Raw genomic sequence first — 16,896 nt, 5'->3', positions numbered from 1 at the left:
CGGATCAAATCACCTCAAGCCATCAACATTGGGTAGTCCCATGAAGTCATCGCAGTCCGAAATCGAAGAGCGCACACGCCTGGCGGGTACCAACAAGTTCGAATTGCTCTTGTTCCGCTTGGGCGAAGCACCGCAGTCGGGGCAGAGAGAGTTGTTTGGCATCAACGTCTTCAAGGTGCGTGAAGTCCTTGTGATGCCACCAGTGACGGAACTGGCCAATGCCCATGAGCACATGATGGGCGTGGCCAACATTCGCGGTCAACTGATTCCCGTCATCAATCTGCCCGCTGTCGTGGGGTGCAAGCCGAGCAAGGGTCTCGGCATTCTGATGGTGACTGAATTTGGCCGCACCGTGCAGGCATTTGCCGTGGAGGACGTGCGTGAAATCGTACGCCTGGATTGGGATCAGGTGCTGCCTGCCGAAGGCAGCCACGCCGGTGCACTGATCACCAGCCTGGCCCGGCTCGATGGTGCCAAGTCCGATTCAAGATTGGCACAGGTGCTCGATGTGGAGCAGATACTGCGCAATGTGATGCCCGAGGCAGAGAAGCAGGAAATCAACAAGGAGGCCGTAGGGCCTGCTCTGCAACTCCCGCCTGGGACCATCATCCTTGCGGCCGACGATTCCGCCGTCGCGCGGTCGGTCATCGAGCTCGGTTTGCAGGCCATGGGCGCGAAGTACGAAATGGTGAAGTCGGGCAAAGAGGCGTGGGAGCGGTTGGTTGCCATCCACAACGAGGCGCAGGCTCAGGGGCAGACCGCCCGGGACAGGATTGCCGTGGTGCTTTCGGATCTGGAAATGCCGGAAATGGATGGTTTCACGCTGACCCGGTTGATCAAGCAGGATTCCCGCTTCAAGAACGTTCCGGTCGTGATTCATTCCAGCTTGACCGGAACCACGAATGAGAACCACGTCAAGACCGTGGGTGCGGACGCGTATGTGGCCAAGTTCGTCCCGCGCGAATTGGCCGATACGATACGCCGGGTGTTGCCGGCAACGCGCCATTAATGCATGTCAACGCTGCCATTCAGTGACCGTGAGTTCCGCGCCATTGCGGATCTCATGTACGAAGCCGCAGGGCTGGCCTTCAATGACTCGAAGAAATCCTTGATCCATTCGCGCCTGACCCCAAGGATCCAGAAACTCGGTCTGAGTGGGTTTGCCGAGTACGTGCGCATCCTTCAGGACGAGACCCAGGGCGCTGAGTTCCAGATGGCGGTGGATCTGCTCACCACCAACGAGACCTATTTCTTCCGGGAACCCAAGCATTACGAGCTCTTGCAGCAGGAACTGGCCGCCTATGGTCCGGGGAAAACCGTCAACGTCTGGAGTGCTGCGGCCTCGTTCGGCGATGAGGCCTACAGCACGGCCATGCTCTTGTTCGATTTGCAGACGCGCGGACAGATCGGTTCGGGGTGGTCGATCCTGGCCACGGACATCAGCCATCGTGTGTTGCTCGCCGCCAAAGAGGGCATTTATCCGGAGGACCGATTGCGTGCGGTCACGCCCGAACGCCTGAGGCGCTATTGCTTGCGGGGCGAGGGGCCGTCGCAAGGGCAGGTTATGGTGCAGGAGAAGGTTCGGCAAAAGGTCAGCTTCGGGCAATTGAACCTGTGCAAGCCCTTCGAAGGGATCGGCCCCTTTGATGTGGTCTTCTTGCGCAATGTGCTGATCTATTTCGATCCGCCAACCAAGACCGACGTGGTGGACCGGGTACTGGCAACGCTCAAGCCGGGCGGGCTGTTTTTCCTCGGCACCGCCGAGGGGCGGGTGCCATGCAAAACCCCCATTGCTCCGGTGATACCTGGCGCCTACCGCAAGCTGCCGTGAGGCAGATGCGACACAATAGCCTCATGGTCGCTGCTCCCAAATCTCGTCACATGCCTCAGTCACCGAGGGTGCAGGCGAAATCTGGACATTCGGTTGCGGCCAAGTCTATAGAACTGATGCCTGGTGACGTGGCGTTTGCGACGGCGGGGGACGAAATGAAGACCTTGCTGGGTTCGTGCGTGAGCATCATACTGACCGACCCGCGACGCACCGTTGGTTCCATGTGCCATATCGTGCATGTCGGCACACCCAACCAAGAGAACCGCCACAATACGGCCTTTGGTCTGGTGGCGATGGAGGCGATGTTTGCCAAACTGCTTGCGGTAGGCATTCCGGCGCAGCGTTGCGAAGCCTATGTCTACGGTGGTGGGAACATGTTCCCGGACATCGTGAATGAACGCTCTGTGGGGGATCGCAACGCGCAATGGGCCCTGGATTTTCTGGCTGACCATGGCATTGCGGTGGTTGAAAGCGCTCTGGGCGGAACCGGTTACCGCAAGGTGTCCTGGCGGGTGGGGCGTTCGTCACCAACCGTGGTCAATGCTTCCAATGAAGTAGGTGATATCCAATGACGGTGAAAGTCTTTGTGGTTGATGATTCAGCCGTCGTTCGCCAGGCACTGGCCCATATGCTTGCGGGCAATGCGGAGGTCGAACTCATCGGGAGCGCTCCCAACCCGCTACTTGCCATGGAAGCAATTCGCAAGAATCCGCCCGATGTGATGCTGCTGGATATTGAAATGCCGGGCATGGATGGGTTGACCTTCCTGCGCCAGACCATGGCCAGCAATCCGATACCGACGGTGATCTGTTCCACTTTGTCCACGGAAGGCAGCAAGGTGGCGCTCGAAGCCCTTTCAGCGGGTGCGGTTGCGGTGTTGGCCAAGCCCAAGCTGGGGTTGAAGCAACACCTGGAGGATTCGCGTCGCGAAATGATCCAGACGCTGAAAACTGCAGCCCGCTCGAAGCCGCGCAATCGTACCGCCGTGCCGGCTTCCGCTGCCAAGGCGTCCGTCGCTGCGACCGCACCGGTCAGTCATGTGCATGCATTTGCAATGAACAAGCCGGTGGTCATTGGCAGTTCGACCGGAGGAACCCAGGCTCTGGAGCTGATACTGACCAGTTTGCCCGCCGACGCGCCCGGGATCGCAATCACCCAACACATGCCCGAGCGCTTTACGGCCATGTATGCGACACGGCTTGATGGTATCTGTGCCATGAAGGTCCGGGAAGCCAAGGATGGAGACCGTCTGGAGCGGGGCACCGTGCTGATTGCACCGGGAGGGCTGCACATGCAATTGCGCAAGGCCCATGGCCAGTACTTTGTGCACGTTGCCGACGGCCCTCCGGTGAATCGGCACAAGCCCTCGGTCGACGTCCTGTTCAGGTCTGCGGCCGAGTGCGCAGGGCGCGACGCGCTGGGCATCATCCTGACGGGCATGGGCGATGATGGCGCGCGCGGCATGAAGGTGCTGCACGACGGCGGGGCGCGCTGCATAGCCCAGAACGAGGAAACATGCGTGGTATTCGGCATGCCCAAGGAAGCGATCAAGCTGCAGGCGGTGGATGAAATCCTGCCGCTGGAACAGGTTGCTCGCGCCATCCTGCAATTCGATTCGCGCGCGTGACGGGTGCATTTTGCTAGCAATACGCTAGCGGTCTACGCAATGTATTCGGGGGCCTGGGCCAGAAAAGGTCCTTAGTTCTGGGGCTCGGCGGCGCACACCTGGCCGCGGCCAAGGTGTTTGGCCCGGTACAGCTGGGCATCGGCCTGCGACACGAGATCCGACGCGGTTCCACTGCCGATCGGCGGTTTGCAGGCGGCGCCGATGCTGACGGTGACCACCTTGGCAGTGTCGGAACTGCTGTGCGGTATGCCGAGTGCGCGCACCGATTGTTCCAGTGTCTTGGCCAGGGTAATCGCGTCCACCAGGGGTGTTTCCGGAAGGATGCAGGCAAATTCCTCTCCGCCATAGCGAGCCACCACGTCGGCTGGCCGACGAAGTACGTGGCGGATTTCCGTCGCCACACTGCGCAGGCAGTCGTCACCCGCGAGGTGGCCATAGGTGTCGTTGTAACGCTTGAAAAAGTCGACATCGATCATCAGGACACTCAGTGGGGTTCCACTGCGTTGCGAACGGCTCCATTCCGTTTCGATCTGCTGATCGAAATAGCGTCGGTTGAACACGCCCAGCAAACCATCCAGGAACACCATCTTGCGCAGCAAGTCACTCTGCTGCTTGAGGGTCACATGGGTGCGCACGCGTGCGCGAACGACGGCGGGGACGACGGGTTTGGTGATGAAGTCCACCGCACCCAATTCGAGCCCCTGCGATTCCTGGTCTGAATCTGTGTGCGCGGTGACAAAAATGATCGGAATGTCGCGCGTCTCGGTGTCGGCCTTGAGCTGGCGGCACACCTCATGCCCGTCCATCCCGGGCATCACGATGTCGAGCAGGACCAGATCGGGTGGGTTGGTCTTGCAGAGTTTGATGGCCTGCGGACCGCTGGTTGCCATGAACACCTGGTATTCACCCGCGAAAAGCTGATGCATTACCTGGATGTTGATGGGTTGGTCGTCCACCACCAACAGCTTGGGCTTGGCCGCAGGGGTGTCTGGCAGGGCGGAGGACAGGGCGAAGGAGTTCATGCAGGGGGCGTGGTTGCCGTGGCAATGATTATCACCGCACAGCGAGGAGGGGCAATGGGGTAAGCCCGAACCCGTGGGAGGGTACCGAACCGTTTGGGAACCCTGATGTAACGCCATCCGTGCAACAATGGCCGCTGAGCTTTCTGGAGACATCGTACATGACACGCCGCGCTACGAAAATTGTTGCAACCCTTGGGCCCGCATCCAGTGACCCTGCCTTGCTGGAGCACATGATCCGGGCGGGTGTCAATGTGGTTCGCCTGAATTTCAGCCATGGCAAGGCGCAGGATCACATTGACCGCGCGCAGCTGGTGCGCGAGGCGGCGACACGCGCGGGGCGCGAGGTCGCGATCATGGCGGACCTGCAGGGGCCCAAGATCCGGGTCGGCAAGTTTGCAGAGGGCAAGGTGCAGCTCGAGCCCGGGGCCAAGTTCGTACTCGATGCATCGCGGACCGAGCTGGGGGACATTGCCGGCGTGGGTCTGGACTACAAGGAACTGCCGCGTGACGTAAAACCTGGCGACACACTGCTGCTCAATGACGGACTCATCGTTCTGACGGTCGATGCTGTGCGCGGCGAGCAGGTATTCACCACGGTGAAGCTTGGTGGCGAGTTGTCGAACAACAAGGGCATCAACAAGCAAGGTGGTGGCCTCACCGCCCCCGCGCTGACGGCCAAGGATATGGACGACATCAAGACCGCCATGAGCTTCCAGGCCGACTACGTCGCCGTGAGCTTTCCCAAGAACGCGACCGACATGGAAATGGCCCGGCAGTTGTGCAATGTGGCGGCTGCCGGCTACAACCACAAGCCGGGCTTGATTGCCAAGATCGAGCGGGCCGAGGCGATTCCGAAGCTCGAGGAAATCATGAAGGCCAGCGACGGGATCATGGTGGCGCGTGGGGACCTGGCCGTGGAAGTGGGCAATGCCGCGGTGCCTGCGCTGCAAAAACGCATGATCAAACTCGCGCGCGAGATGGACAAGGTGGTGATCACCGCGACCCAGATGATGGAGTCGATGATCACCAACCCGGTGCCGACCCGTGCCGAGGTGAGTGACGTGGCCAATGCCGTGCTCGATGGTACCGATGCCGTGATGCTCAGTGCCGAAACGGCCGCGGGCAAGTATCCACTGGAGACGGTGGTCGAGATGGCGCAGATCTGCGTCGCAGCAGAGTCAGGCGAGCATGTCCGACTGGATGCCGACTTCACGGGCAAGACGTTCACGCGCATTGACCAGTCGATTGCGATGGGAGCGCTGTTCACGGCGCACCACTTGGGCGCCAAGGCCATTGTGGCCCTGACGGACAGCGGTTCAACCGCGCTGTGGATGAGCCGCCACCTGATCCATGTGCCGATCTACGCCCTGACCCCAAAGGTGGCGACCCAGCGCAAGCTCACCCTGTACCGCAATGTGCGTCCCTTGTTGATGGACACCAGTGCGGACCGCGACACGGCGCTGGCCGATGCCGAGGCGCACCTGAAGAAGCGCGGCATCGTGCAAACCGGGGATGTGTACGCCATCACCTGCGGCGAGCCCATGGGTTCGCCCGGTGGAACCAACATGCTCAAGATTTGTGCCGTGGGCTGAGGCACGCACTCCAGACTACGGGTTTCCCCCGGGGTAAAATTCGCGCCAAGCATGCAGTTACCAGGCGGTTACCAACCGCCGGCACACCGGTTTTTTCACTTCCTCGGGGATTCTCATGGCACTCGTATCGATGCGCGAACTGCTGGACCACGCCGCTGCCAATGGCTACGGCATTCCAGCCTTCAATGTCAACAACCTGGAACAGGTGCAGGCCGTGATGGCGGCGGCCGACGAAGTCGGTGCGCCCGTGATCCTGCAAGCCAGCGCCGGTGCGCGCAAGTACGCGGGCGAGCCCTTCATCAAGCACCTGATCCAGGCCGCTGCCGAGATGTACCCCCATATCCCGCTGGTGATGCACCAGGACCATGGCACCAGCCCCAAGGTGTGCTCCGGCGCCATTGACCTCGGCTTCGGCTCCGTCATGATGGACGGTTCGCTGATGGAAGACGGCAAGACCCCGGCAAGCTTTGACTACAACGTGGACGTGACCCGCCGCGTGGTCGAGATGGCGCACAAGGTCGGCGTTACCGTGGAAGGCGAGCTCGGTTGCTTGGGCAACCTCGAAACCGGTGATGCCGGTGAGGAAGACGGTATCGGTGCCGAAGGCAAGCTCGACCACAGCCAGATGCTGACCGACCCCGAAGAGGCTGCACAGTTCGTGAAGGCTACCCAACTCGACGCGCTGGCCATTGCCATTGGCACCAGCCACGGCGCCTACAAGTTCAGCCGTCCGCCCACGGGCGACATCCTGGCCATCAGCCGCGTGAAGGAAATCCACGCCCGCATCCCCAACACCCACCTGGTGATGCATGGCTCCAGCTCGGTGCCCCAGGACCTGCTCGCGATCATCAACCAGTATGGCGGCAAGATGAAGGAAACCTACGGCGTGCCGGTCAAGGAAATCCAGGAAGCCATCAAGTACGGTGTGCGCAAGATCAACATCGACACCGACATCCGCCTGGCCATGACCGGCGCGGTGCGCAAGTTCCTGGCCGAGAACCCCGACAAGTTCGACGCCCGCGAGTGGCTCAAGCCGGCCCGCGCCGCGGCCCAGGCCATCTGCAAGCAGCGTTACCTGGAGTTCGGATGCGAAGGCCAGGGCGCCAAGATCAAGGGCGATAGCCTGTCCGTCATGGCCGGCAAGTACGCCAGCGGTGCATTGGCCCAGGTGGTCCAGTAATCCAGTCTGCCCCGGATTGGCGATAATCCAAGGCTCTGCCGCGCTGATGCGGGCAGGGCCTTTTTTCTGAAGCATCCCCATGAGCACCGCACTGCACACTTCCGCCCTTTCCCTCCCCCTGCTGGCCCGCGGCAAAGTCCGTGACAACTACGCGGTGGGCGACGACCGCATCCTGATGGTGGCCAGCGACCGCCTGAGCGCGTTCGACGTCATCATGGGCGAACCGATTCCGGGCAAGGGCGCGCTGCTGACGCAGATGGCGCTGTTCTGGTTCGACAAGCTCGGCCCCAAGGGCGCGAACCTGTGCCCGATCCACCTGACCGGTGACGCTCCCGAAAGCGTGGTGCAGCCGCACGAGGTGCCGCAGGTGCAAGGGCGCTCCATGCTGGTCAAGCGCCTGAAGCCCATTCCAGTCGAAGCTGTGGTGCGTGGCTACCTGGCCGGTAGCGGTTGGAAGGAATACCAGGAGAGCCAGTCGGTGTGCGGCGTGCCGCTGCCCTCGGGCCTGAAGAACGCCAGCAAGCTGCCCGAGCCCATCTACACACCAGCCGCCAAGGCTGCGGTGGGTGACCACGACGAGAACATCACCTTCGAGAAGACGGTGGAGATGATTGGCCTGGATCTGGCTACCCGCATCCGCGACATCAGCATCGCCATCTACAAGACGGCAGCCGAGTACGCACTCACCAAGGGCATCATCATTGCCGACACCAAGTTCGAGTTCGGTCTGGACAAGGACGGCACGCTCACGCTGATGGACGAAGTGCTCACACCCGATTCCTCGCGCTACTGGCCGGTGGAAAGCTATGCCGAAGGAAGCAACCCGCCTTCGTACGACAAGCAGTTCGTGCGCGACTGGCTGGAGCAGGCGGTGGTCGACGGTAAGCCCTGGAACAAGACGCCACCGGCTCCGCGCGTGCCCAACGACGTGATCGCCAAGACCGCGGCCAAGTACCAGGAAGCCCTGCAGCGCCTGACGGCCTGAGGTTTTCAAGGTTGATAGGATTGCTATTGACCTGATAGCAATCCCTGCCGATACTTCGGACATGGGAATGCCCGATGCCAACACCGTCAACTCCACCGCGTCTTCGGCGCGGTTCCTGACTGCGCCTTTGCCCGATCTGGCGGCTTGGGTGCGCCACTTCGAACAGACTGAAATCCCCATCCTGGAGGAGTCGGCCAAACGGTTGGAAGAGCTGCGGCAGCTCGATGAGGAGGACAAGGTGGATGCCGGCATGTTGGCCGAACTCATCGAGTCCGACCCCTTCTTTTCCGTGAAGGTCATGGCCTTTGTGGCCACGAAGCGTCGGCATACCGATTCCACCGAAACCGAGACCATCACCAGTGCCCTGGTGATGATCGGGGTGTCGCCATTCTTCCGGGCCTTTGGCCCCCAGCCGACGGTGGAGGCCTTGCTGGCCGACCAGCCGCAGGCGCTGGCCGGGGTGCAACGCCTGTTGCTGCGTGCCGCGCGGGCCGCGCACTTTGCGACCGCATTTGCGATCCACCGGCGCGACCACGATGTGACCGTGATCCGGCAGGCGGCTTTCATCCACGACTTCGCGGAGCTGCTGATGTGGTGCCATGCCCCGGCCCTGGAGCTGGACATCCAGGCCAAGCAAAAGGAAAACCCGACGCTGCGTTCGGCACCGTTGCAGCGTTTCGTGTTCCATATCGAACTGCAGGACCTGCGCCATGCGCTGATGAAGCTATGGCGCCTGCCCGAACTGCTGGTGCGCATCAGTGACGAACGGCATGCCGACCACCCCATGGTGCGTAACGTGGTGCTGGCTGTGCGCATTGCCCGGCATACGCAGAACGGTTGGGACAACGCGGCGTTGCCCGACGATTTTCACGACATCGCCGAGCTGCTCAACGTGTCGGAGCGGGCGGCACGGGGGTTTGTCTACAAGGTCGACCAGGGCCGATTGCAGGGCAACACGGCCTGAAGCACGCGTCGCTTCAGTTCAGGGCCATGCTCAGCTTGCGGCGGTAGCTCGACACCAGCTGGGCCTGCGGATCTTCCTCTGCGGCGACCTTGCCTGTGAGTTCAATCCCACCGGCACTCTTGCCCGGTGTGGCTGCCGCGGCCTTGGGCTTCGGCGGTGTCAGCAGCTCCAGAATCGCCACGAAGGTCTTGCGCGGCAGCTCGTTGTTCCAGGCCTTGTCGCGCATGATGATTTCGAGCAGCTCGTCCATGGCCTGGTTCCAGTGCCCAGCCACCAGCAGCACGCGGGCCTTGGCGAATCGGGCGTCGAAGTCGCGCTTGTTGGCTGCAATCAACTCGTCAAATTGGGCTGGAGCCCAGGCGCCACGTGCGTCAGAAGCTACGAATTGAATAGCGGCGAGGAAGTGGCCCAGAGCCTCGAAGCGCAGCTGGCGCGGAATCTGCGCCAGTGCCGGCTCCAGCGCCGCCTGGGCTTCGTCGAGCAGGTTGTTCTCGATCAGCAGCTTGACGTAATCGTAGCGGGCGTCGTCGTTGCCGGGGTTCAGGGTCAGCGCCTCGTGCAGCTTGTTGAGCGCCGCCTGGCTGTCACCCGCCGCCACCAGGGCCTGGGCGTCTTCGGCATCGGCTTCGGCTTCAAGTTCGGCCTCGGAGGGCAGGTGCTTGTCCAGGAACTCGCGGATCTTGCTTTCGGGCACAGCACCCATGAAGCCGTCCACCGGTTTGCCGCCGATCATCAGGACGCAGGTCGGGATGGAGCGGATGCCGAAGGCCTGGGCCAGTTGCTGCTCCTGGTCGGAGTCGATCTTGGCCAGAATGAAGCGGCCACCGTAGGCTTCTTCCACCTTTTCCAGCAGCGGGCCCAGCGTCTTGCACGGTCCGCACCAGGGGGCCCAGAAGTCCACCAGCACAGGCGTGGTGAACGAGGCCTCGACGACTTCGGCTTCAAAGTTTTGGATGGTGACGTTGATCATGCGGGGCTACCTGACGGTAAAAAAGTAAAATTCAAGGCTCAACTCTCTGGCTCCCTGGTCCGCGCTCGCGGCGCACCCTGGGGCAGCCTCACTCACAGCTATGAGCAAAATTCAAGTCGGCGTGGTCATGGGCTCCAACTCGGACTGGGACACCATGCAGCACGCAGTGCAGATTCTCCAACAGTTTGGCATCCGTTTCGAAGCCAAGGTGGTCTCGGCCCACCGCATGCCCGACGACATGTTTGCGTACGCCGAAGCGGCCGCCGAGCGGGGTCTCAAGGCCATCATCGCCGGTGCCGGTGGCGCAGCCCACCTGCCGGGCATGCTGGCCGCCAAGACCACCGTGCCGGTGCTGGGTGTGCCGGTGCAGAGCAAGGCGCTGTCGGGGGTGGACTCGCTGCACAGCATCGTGCAGATGCCCAAGGGCATTCCTGTGGCGACCTTCGCCATCGGCAACGCCGGCGCTGCCAACGCGGCCCTCTTTGCCGTGGCCTTGCTGGCCAACGAAAACCCCGACCTGCGCCTGGAACTCGACGCTTTCCGCCGCGACCAAACCGAAGCCGCCCGCGCCATGACCCTGCCCGTAACGGGAAGCCCGCTGTGAGCGACGCCCAGACCTTCGTCCCCTCCACCCGCGAGACCACCCTGGGCGTGATGGGTGGTGGCCAGCTGGGCCGCATGTTCGTGCACGCTGCCCAACGCCTGGGCTACTTCACTGCCGTGCTCGATGCCGACCCGGTGAGCCCCGCCGGCCGCGTGAGCCACCACCACATCCGCACCGGCTATACCGACCCCGAGGGGCTGGCCCAGCTGGCCGCCGTGTCGTGCGCCATCACCACCGAATTCGAGAACGTGCCCGCAGCGGCCCTGGCCACGCTGGCCCAAGCCCGCCCGGTCGCCCCCGCTGCCGCTGCCGTGGCGATTGCCCAGGACCGTGCCCAGGAGAAGGCCCACTTCCTGCGCTGTGGCGTGCCCGTGGCACCGCATGCCGTCATCGAGACCGAAGCGCAGTTGGCAGCGGTCATGGACGACCTCCTGCCCGGCATCCTCAAGACCGCCCGCATGGGCTACGACGGCAAGGGTCAGGTACGCGTGGCCACCCGTTCTGAGCTGGCAGCGGCGTGGGCGGACCTGCAGCGCGTGCCCTGCGTGCTGGAGAAGATGCTTCCGCTGGCGCTTGAATGCTCGGTCATCGTCGCCCGGGGGGCCGACGGCACCTGCGTGAACCTGCCGGTGCAGCGCAACCTGCACCGCGGCGGTATCCTGGCCGTGACCGAAGTTTTTGAAGGAAATATAGACCCCGCCCTCGCCGAACGTGCGGTCGCAGCTACCAAATCCGTAGCGGCTGGCCTGGACTACGTCGGCGTGCTGTGTGTCGAGTTCTTCGTGCTGGAGCCGTCGTCCCCCGAGGCGAAAGCGTTGGGCGGCCTGGTGGTGAACGAAATGGCGCCGCGCCCGCACAACAGCGGCCACTACAGCATCGAGGCCTGTGACGTGTCGCAGTTCGAGCTGCAGGTGCGCACCATGGCCGGCCTGCCGCTCACGCAGCCGCGCCAGCACAGCCCCTCCATCATGCTCAACCTGCTGGGCGACCTGTGGCCTGCCAGTGGTGAGCCGGACTGGGCCGCCGTGCTGGCCCTGCCCGGCACCCACCTGCACCTGTACGGCAAGGCCAAGGCTGCACCGGGGCGCAAGATGGGGCACCTGACCATCACCGCAGCCACCGTCGAAGGCGCCCGCGCAACGGCTCTGAAAGCCTGTGGCGTGCTTGGCATCGTGGCGTTCTGAAGTCGAGCCCCGCCTGCCATGATCCTGCCTGCCGGTGACACTGCTGCTGCTATGCAATCCGTAGCGGCTTGTGCAGATATAGCGCGGGCTGGCGGCTTATTTGGCATGCCTACCGAGACGGTGTACGGCTTGGCCGCCGATGCCGACAACGCCCAGGCTGTGGCACAGATCTTCGCCACCAAGGGCCGCCCCGCCGACCACCCGCTGATCGTGCACCTGGCAGCGCGCAGCCACGACGACGGCGTGCATGCCGACGCAACCCTGCGCGAAGGCGTGGACCACTACTGCCCCGCGGTTCCCGATTTCGCCCGCGCGCTCATGACCGCGTTCTGGCCCGGGCCGCTGACGCTGATCGTGCCGCGCCGAGCGGGCGTGGGCGCGGCGGCGGCGGGCGGGCAGGACAGCATCGGACTGCGTTGCCCGGCACACCCGCTGGCCCAGGCGGTGCTGTCCGCACTGCGTTCACCTGCTTCCGGGCAGTCTGTGGTCTGGGGCCTCGCTGCGCCCAGCGCCAACAGGTTCGGCCGTGTCAGCCCCACGCTGGCGAGCCATGTGGAAGAAGAGTTCGAAGGCCGCATTGCGGTGCTGGATGGCGGCGCCTGTGACGTTGGGATCGAGTCCACCATCATCGACTGCACCCGCGGCGAACCGGTGCTGCTGCGCCCCGGTGCGATCACGGCGGAGCAGGTGTGGGCCGCCTGCGGACGCAAGCTGCTATCGAAGGATGAGCTGCCGGCGCACAGCGCACCGGGGCCACGGGCCTCAGGTACGCTGGAGTCGCATTACGCACCCAGCGCCAGGGTGCGGCTGATGGATGCCGCTTCCATGCAATCTGCGCTCGATGGGCAAGATGCCACGACTGCAGTGCGGATTGCGGTCTATGCCCGCAGCAGCGTTCATGCCCCTGCCAGCGTGTTCGTGCAGCCCATGCCTGCTGTCGCCGCCGATGCGGCCCACGAACTCTTCGCCATGCTGCGGGCCCTGGACGCGCGGGGCGTAGGTGAAATTTGGGTCGAAACACCTCCAGTGGACAGTGGCTGGGATGGCGTGCGTGACCGCCTGCAGCGCGCAGCGGCCTAGATCCCCGCGACCGCCGCGGCGCAGCGCCTGCAGCGCTTGCAGAAATTTCTGCTTTTCCCCACAATTTTTCCAGTCCTTGGAATGGAGTGTGTGGAAATGGAGCTGTTCGAAACCATTCACCAGCAGTCGCAGGCCATGCGGCTGCCGCTGTGGGGTGTGAGCCTGACCGCGGTGCCTTGCCCGAACACGCCTGTATTGCTTGCTTTGCACTGGTTCGGCTTTGCGTCGGCCGGCGTGTCGCCCCGGGAAGCATCGGTTCCAGTACCGGGCTCGGCGCTGCAGATCAACGATCCATGGCAGAACATGGCCCAACTCGACGACGGCATGTTGGATGCAGCTTGGCGCCTGGGCGCGTGGGACTTGCTGCGGCAGGAGCGCCGCTCGTGCAGTACGGCGGGTGCATCAGAGCGTGAAGCCCTGGACTGCCGCCAGGCCTTTGCCGACGACTCCTTGCACGAAGATCCAGACGCCCTGATGGTGCGTGACGCTCCGGATCGAGAGGAACTCATGCGACTGGGCGAGCGTGTGGGCTATGTGCGCTGGTACTTTCGCCCGGTGCGCGATGGGATCTGGAACGGTATCGCCCTCGACGAGACATTGGGGAGCGATGGTGGCCGAGAGCCACCCTGCCCGGTGGGCGTGCAGCCTGCAGTCGGGACGCGGCTGCAGGAGACACGCTACCGACTGGGGCGTCAGACGCGCATCTACCTCGGGTGAGGGTGGCGTAGCTGCGTGTTCAGGGGTGCCAATGGCCACCCCTTGAATTTCTTTCTGGCGCTCCTATTTCATCGAACGTCGCCTCGCCATGGGGCGGCGCACTTACCTTTAATCTGATTTTGAACAGGAGATTTCTCTATGGAAATTCGTCCCCTTTACGACCGGATTATCGTTAAGCGGGTGGACAGCCAGCGACAGACGGCATCCGGCATCGTCATTCCGGATTCGGCCGCCGAAAAGCCTGAGCAGGGCGACGTGATCGCCGTCGGTACCGGGCGCTTGTTGCAGGATGGCTCGGTGCGGCCCCTGCAGGTGCAGAAGGGCGAGCGCGTGCTCTTCGGCAAGTATGCGGGGCAGGTGGTCAAGGTCGATGACCAGGAATTGCTGGTGTTGAAGGAAGAGGATGTTCTGGGCGTCATCGAAGGCGTCAATGTCAGCAACCTCAAGAAAGCCGCCTGAAAACCACAGAACCAAGCAACAGGAGATTGAACATGGCAGTCAAAGAAGTCCAATTCCATGATTCCGCACGTGCCCGCATCCTCAAGGGCGTCAATGTGCTGGCCGATGCCGTCAAGGTCACATTGGGCCCCAAAGGCCGCAACGTGGTCATCGAGAAGAGCTTCGGGTCGCCCGTGATCACCAAGGACGGTGTGAGCGTGGCCAAGGAGATTGAGCTGGCCGACAAGTTCGAGAACATGGGGGCGCAGATGGTCAAGCAGGTGGCCTCCAAGACCGCCGACATCGCCGGGGACGGCACGACGACAGCGACCGTACTGGCGCAGGCCATCGTGAAGGAGGGCATGAAGTACGTCACGGCCGGCATGAACCCGATGGACCTCAAGCGCGGCATCGACCAGGCCACCGAAGCCGTGGTGGCGGAGCTCAAGAAGCTGTCCAAGCCGTGCGCGACCAACAAGGAGATCGCGCAGGTTGCAGCCCTGTCGGCCAATTCGGACACTGCTATCGGCGACATCATCGCGCAGGCGATGGCCAAGGTGGGCAAGGAAGGCGTCATCACCGTGGAAGACGGCAAGAGCCTGAGCAATGAGCTCGATGTCGTCGAGGGCATGCAGTTTGACCGCGGTTACATCAGCCCCTACTTCATCAACACACCGTCGAAGCAGAGTTGTGTGCTCGACGACCCACTGATCCTCTTGCACGACAAGAAGATCTCCAACATCCGCGACCTGCTGCCGGTGCTGGAAGAAGTGGCCAAGGCCGGCAAACCCCTGCTGATCGTGGCCGAAGACCTGGAAGGCGAGGCGCTGGCGACCCTGGTGGTCAACAGCATGCGCGGCATCCTCAAGGTGGCTGCGGTCAAGGCGCCGGGCTTCGGCGACCGGCGCAAGGCCATGCTCGAGGACATTGCCATCCTTACCGGTGGCACCGTCATTGCCGAGGAAACCGGCAAGCAGCTGGAAAAGACCACGATTGCCGACCTCGGTCGCGCCAAGCGTGTCGAGATCCACAAGGAAACCACCACCATCATCGACGGTGCCGGCGACCAGGCCAAGATCAAGGCACGGGTGGCCAACATCCAGGCGGAGATCGAGAACACCACTTCCGACTACGACCGCGAGAAGCTGCAGGAGCGTGTGGCGAAGCTGGCCGGCGGTGTGGCCGTGATCAAGGTCGGTGCTGCCACCGAGGTCGAGATGAAGGAGAAGAAGGATCGCGTGGACGATGCGCTGCATGCCACCCGGGCTGCAGTCGAAGAGGGTATCGTTCCCGGCGGTGGTGTGGCGCTGTTGCGCGCCCGCGAGGCCGTCAAGTCCTTGCAGGGCGCCAACCATGACCAGACGGCGGGCATCAAGATCGTGCTGCGCGCCATCGAGGAGCCGCTGCGTGCCATCACGGCCAATGCGGGTGACGAGCCCTCGGTGGTGGTGGACAAGGTGCTGGCCGGCAAGGGGGCCTGGGGCTACAACGCGGCCAACGGGCAGTATGGTGACCTGATCGCCATGGGTGTGATCGACCCGACCAAGGTGACCCGCTCTGCCTTGCAGCATGCGGCCTCGGTGGCAGGGCTGATCCTGACCACTGACGCCAGCATTGCGGAGGCGCCCAAGGAGCAGAAGCCTGCGCCGATGCCGGCGGACATGGAGTACTGATACCGTGACCAAGGGCGGGGCGGTCGATGCGCCGCCCCGTCCCTGAAGACTCCATGAAATCCGATTGCTCATCGTCGATTCACGCTGGATTCTCGGCCGGGGCTTTGGTTGGATACGCTCCTTTCGTCGATCGGCAGGCGTTCCAGCGCTTGGACGCATGGTTCCGCGGCGACCTGGCCCTGACGCGACAGGAAGCCCATCATTTGCTGGACCGGGCCCTGGAGGCGGGGTACCTTGCGGGACGCAAGGCCGAGCATGTCGCGGCCATCAAGGCCCTGGCAGTCGGCCCCTCGGACAGGCCTGCGCAATCTTGCCACCTGCTCCCCGACGGCTGAGGCTTGGACAGGGGGCGCTGGCCGCTTCCCATGTCCGTTGACGCGCAGGGGTGCCGCAACGCGTCTCAGCGCGCAGGGCCCTTGCCGCGGCGTGCTTGCGACTGCAGCTGCTCCAGCGCCAGCAGCAGGCTAGTGCGGTGTTCGCGGGCCACCTGCTGCCAGTGCAACCCCGAGATCGCCCCCTCCAGTGCCCACAGCAGATTGAGCGACGCGCGTGGGTTGGTTTGACGTACCTTGATGTAGGCAGCAACGGAACCCAGGTGGCGCAGGGTTTGCATGCTGTCGATGCCCGCCGCTGCCAGCATGTCGGCGGATTTCGGCCCCAGTCCCGCAGCCTGTGCCAGCTTCTGTCCTGCAGGATCGGTGCTTGGCAAGTCGGCGGTGCTTCTTCGGTCCATCGTGCTTCAGGGCCGATCAGTACCCGAAGGCTTGTCCTCGTGGTAGCGCAGTTTCATGATGAGGATGGCCAACGCCAGTGATAACGTGATCGCATTGGCAATCACGATCGGCATTTCGCCCAGCATCCACCCATAGACCAGCCACAGCGCCACGCCGGTGGTGAAGGCCGAGTACATGCCCAGCGAGATGCCGCGCACGTCCTTGGTGCGGAAGGTATGCAGTGCCTGCGGTATGAAGCTGGCGGTGGTGAGGGTGGCGGCCAGGAAGCCGAAGATGTCGGTGAGTTGCATGGGCT

19 protein-coding genes are annotated in these 16,896 nt (G+C 63.2%); 15 read left to right on the top strand and 4 right to left on the bottom strand.

All coding sequences use genetic code 11. The annotated features are described in order from the left end of the window. The first annotated feature begins 40 nt into the window (after positions 1-40). From RQP54_RS04415 to RQP54_RS04400, 4 genes are read left to right on the top strand one after another with little or no spacing between them, the layout of a single operon-like run. The gene (locus RQP54_RS04415) at positions 41-1,009 is read left to right on the top strand and encodes a chemotaxis protein (RefSeq protein WP_315676950.1); all 969 of its coding nucleotides are present in this window, start codon (positions 41-43) and stop codon (positions 1,007-1,009) included. 3 nt (positions 1,010-1,012) lie between these two features. After that, positions 1,013-1,831: a CheR family methyltransferase gene (locus tag RQP54_RS04410; RefSeq protein WP_315676949.1), complete on the top strand. Its 819-nt coding sequence runs from the start codon at positions 1,013-1,015 to the stop codon at positions 1,829-1,831. A gap of 23 nt (positions 1,832-1,854) precedes the next feature. Beyond that, the gene (locus RQP54_RS04405; protein ID WP_315676948.1) at positions 1,855-2,403 is read left to right on the top strand and encodes a chemotaxis protein CheD; all 549 of its coding nucleotides are present in this window, start codon (positions 1,855-1,857) and stop codon (positions 2,401-2,403) included. Further along, entirely contained in the window at positions 2,400-3,458 is a 1,059-nt protein-coding gene (locus RQP54_RS04400) for a chemotaxis response regulator protein-glutamate methylesterase (protein WP_315676947.1), read from the top strand. The genes RQP54_RS04405 and RQP54_RS04400 overlap by 4 nt, the downstream gene beginning before the upstream one ends. Before the next feature lie 71 nt (positions 3,459-3,529). On the opposite strand, the gene RQP54_RS04395 is transcribed toward RQP54_RS04400, so the two are convergent. Next, complete coding sequence (locus RQP54_RS04395) at positions 3,530-4,480, bottom strand: diguanylate cyclase (protein ID WP_315676946.1); 951 nt, start codon at positions 4,478-4,480, stop codon at positions 3,530-3,532. 158 nt (positions 4,481-4,638) lie between these two features. Here RQP54_RS04395 and pyk point away from each other — a divergent pair, with 158 nt between their 5' ends. The 4 genes from pyk to RQP54_RS04375 all read left to right on the top strand — a co-directional run bounded on the left by pyk (position 4,639) and on the right by RQP54_RS04375 (position 9,201). Continuing rightward, the gene (gene pyk, locus RQP54_RS04390) at positions 4,639-6,072 is read left to right on the top strand and encodes a pyruvate kinase (RefSeq protein WP_315676945.1); all 1,434 of its coding nucleotides are present in this window, start codon (positions 4,639-4,641) and stop codon (positions 6,070-6,072) included. Between the two features lie 115 nt (positions 6,073-6,187). After that, entirely contained in the window at positions 6,188-7,252 is a 1,065-nt protein-coding gene (fba, locus tag RQP54_RS04385; protein ID WP_315676944.1) for a class II fructose-bisphosphate aldolase, read from the top strand. 79 nt (positions 7,253-7,331) lie between these two features. Then, a complete protein-coding gene (locus RQP54_RS04380) occupies positions 7,332-8,237 on the top strand; it encodes a phosphoribosylaminoimidazolesuccinocarboxamide synthase (RefSeq protein ID WP_315676943.1) in 906 nt (301 codons plus the stop codon). Positions 8,238-8,298: 61 nt separating this feature from the next. After that, positions 8,299-9,201, top strand: a complete 903-nt coding sequence (locus RQP54_RS04375) for an HDOD domain-containing protein (protein ID WP_315676942.1) — start codon at positions 8,299-8,301, stop codon at positions 9,199-9,201. 13 nt (positions 9,202-9,214) lie between these two features. Here the strand turns inward: RQP54_RS04375 and trxA are convergent, their stop codons facing one another. After that, on the bottom strand, positions 9,215-10,171 hold the full coding sequence (gene trxA / locus RQP54_RS04370) for a thioredoxin (protein ID WP_315676941.1): 957 nt from the start codon (positions 10,169-10,171) through the stop codon (positions 9,215-9,217). Between the two features lie 100 nt (positions 10,172-10,271). Here trxA and purE point away from each other — a divergent pair, with 100 nt between their 5' ends. The 7 genes from purE to RQP54_RS04335 all read left to right on the top strand — a co-directional run bounded on the left by purE (position 10,272) and on the right by RQP54_RS04335 (position 16,202). Continuing rightward, positions 10,272-10,775 (top strand): 5-(carboxyamino)imidazole ribonucleotide mutase, encoded by a 504-nt coding sequence (gene purE, locus RQP54_RS04365; RefSeq protein ID WP_315676940.1) that lies wholly within the window; start codon positions 10,272-10,274, stop codon positions 10,773-10,775. After that, positions 10,772-11,959 (top strand): 5-(carboxyamino)imidazole ribonucleotide synthase, encoded by a 1,188-nt coding sequence (locus tag RQP54_RS04360; protein ID WP_315676939.1) that lies wholly within the window; start codon positions 10,772-10,774, stop codon positions 11,957-11,959. The genes purE and RQP54_RS04360 overlap by 4 nt, the downstream gene beginning before the upstream one ends. Positions 11,960-11,977: 18 nt before the next feature. Continuing rightward, on the top strand, positions 11,978-13,039 hold the full coding sequence (locus RQP54_RS04355; RefSeq protein WP_409997524.1) for an L-threonylcarbamoyladenylate synthase: 1,062 nt from the start codon (positions 11,978-11,980) through the stop codon (positions 13,037-13,039). A gap of 96 nt (positions 13,040-13,135) precedes the next feature. Further along, positions 13,136-13,756 (top strand): diguanylate cyclase, encoded by a 621-nt coding sequence (locus RQP54_RS04350; protein ID WP_315676937.1) that lies wholly within the window; start codon positions 13,136-13,138, stop codon positions 13,754-13,756. A gap of 138 nt (positions 13,757-13,894) precedes the next feature. Next, positions 13,895-14,215 (top strand): co-chaperone GroES, encoded by a 321-nt coding sequence (gene groES / locus RQP54_RS04345; RefSeq protein ID WP_315676936.1) that lies wholly within the window; start codon positions 13,895-13,897, stop codon positions 14,213-14,215. A 32-nt stretch (positions 14,216-14,247) separates the two neighbouring features. After that, entirely contained in the window at positions 14,248-15,867 is a 1,620-nt protein-coding gene (gene groL / locus RQP54_RS04340) for a chaperonin GroEL (protein WP_315676935.1), read from the top strand. Between the two features lie 53 nt (positions 15,868-15,920). Next, the gene (locus RQP54_RS04335) at positions 15,921-16,202 is read left to right on the top strand and encodes a hypothetical protein (protein ID WP_315676934.1); all 282 of its coding nucleotides are present in this window, start codon (positions 15,921-15,923) and stop codon (positions 16,200-16,202) included. Positions 16,203-16,267: 65 nt separating this feature from the next. On the opposite strand, the gene RQP54_RS04330 is transcribed toward RQP54_RS04335, so the two are convergent. Both RQP54_RS04330 and RQP54_RS04325 read right to left on the bottom strand, forming a co-directional pair. Further along, positions 16,268-16,600, bottom strand: coding sequence for a TfoX/Sxy family protein (locus RQP54_RS04330; RefSeq protein WP_315676933.1), 333 nt, complete (start codon positions 16,598-16,600; stop codon positions 16,268-16,270). A gap of 6 nt (positions 16,601-16,606) precedes the next feature. Continuing rightward, entirely contained in the window at positions 16,607-16,891 is a 285-nt protein-coding gene (locus tag RQP54_RS04325) for a SemiSWEET transporter (protein ID WP_315676932.1), read from the bottom strand. Between the last annotated feature and the right edge of the window lie 5 nt (positions 16,892-16,896).

It is taken from the genome of Curvibacter sp. APW13, assembly GCF_032337135.1.
GTDB lineage: Bacteria > Pseudomonadota > Gammaproteobacteria > Burkholderiales > Burkholderiaceae_C > Allorhodoferax.
Note: the sequence above shows the minus strand (reverse complement) of the source record. Positions and strands in the feature narration are given on the sequence as shown.

Excerpts from the sequence above, each read along its gene's own strand:
- RQP54_RS04415 (WP_315676950.1), top strand. The coding sequence starts at position 41 with ATGAAGTCATCGCAGTCCGAAATCGAAGAGCGCACACGCCTGGCGGGT.
- RQP54_RS04410 (WP_315676949.1), top strand. The coding sequence starts at position 1,013 with ATGTCAACGCTGCCATTCAGTGACCGTGAGTTCCGCGCCATTGCGGAT.
- RQP54_RS04405 (WP_315676948.1), top strand. The coding sequence starts at position 1,855 with ATGGTCGCTGCTCCCAAATCTCGTCACATGCCTCAGTCACCGAGGGTG.
- RQP54_RS04400 (WP_315676947.1), top strand. The coding sequence starts at position 2,400 with ATGACGGTGAAAGTCTTTGTGGTTGATGATTCAGCCGTCGTTCGCCAG.
- RQP54_RS04395 (WP_315676946.1), bottom strand. The coding sequence starts at position 4,480 with ATGAACTCCTTCGCCCTGTCCTCCGCCCTGCCAGACACCCCTGCGGCC.
- pyk (WP_315676945.1), top strand. The coding sequence starts at position 4,639 with ATGACACGCCGCGCTACGAAAATTGTTGCAACCCTTGGGCCCGCATCC.
- fba (WP_315676944.1), top strand. The coding sequence starts at position 6,188 with ATGGCACTCGTATCGATGCGCGAACTGCTGGACCACGCCGCTGCCAAT.
- RQP54_RS04380 (WP_315676943.1), top strand. The coding sequence starts at position 7,332 with ATGAGCACCGCACTGCACACTTCCGCCCTTTCCCTCCCCCTGCTGGCC.
- RQP54_RS04375 (WP_315676942.1), top strand. The coding sequence starts at position 8,299 with ATGGGAATGCCCGATGCCAACACCGTCAACTCCACCGCGTCTTCGGCG.
- trxA (WP_315676941.1), bottom strand. The coding sequence starts at position 10,171 with ATGATCAACGTCACCATCCAAAACTTTGAAGCCGAAGTCGTCGAGGCC.
- purE (WP_315676940.1), top strand. The coding sequence starts at position 10,272 with ATGAGCAAAATTCAAGTCGGCGTGGTCATGGGCTCCAACTCGGACTGG.
- RQP54_RS04355 (WP_409997524.1), top strand. The coding sequence starts at position 11,978 with ATGATCCTGCCTGCCGGTGACACTGCTGCTGCTATGCAATCCGTAGCG.
- RQP54_RS04350 (WP_315676937.1), top strand. The coding sequence starts at position 13,136 with ATGGAGCTGTTCGAAACCATTCACCAGCAGTCGCAGGCCATGCGGCTG.
- groES (WP_315676936.1), top strand. The coding sequence starts at position 13,895 with ATGGAAATTCGTCCCCTTTACGACCGGATTATCGTTAAGCGGGTGGAC.
- groL (WP_315676935.1), top strand. The coding sequence starts at position 14,248 with ATGGCAGTCAAAGAAGTCCAATTCCATGATTCCGCACGTGCCCGCATC.
- RQP54_RS04335 (WP_315676934.1), top strand. The coding sequence starts at position 15,921 with ATGAAATCCGATTGCTCATCGTCGATTCACGCTGGATTCTCGGCCGGG.
- RQP54_RS04330 (WP_315676933.1), bottom strand. The coding sequence starts at position 16,600 with ATGGACCGAAGAAGCACCGCCGACTTGCCAAGCACCGATCCTGCAGGA.
- RQP54_RS04325 (WP_315676932.1), bottom strand. The coding sequence starts at position 16,891 with ATGCAACTCACCGACATCTTCGGCTTCCTGGCCGCCACCCTCACCACC.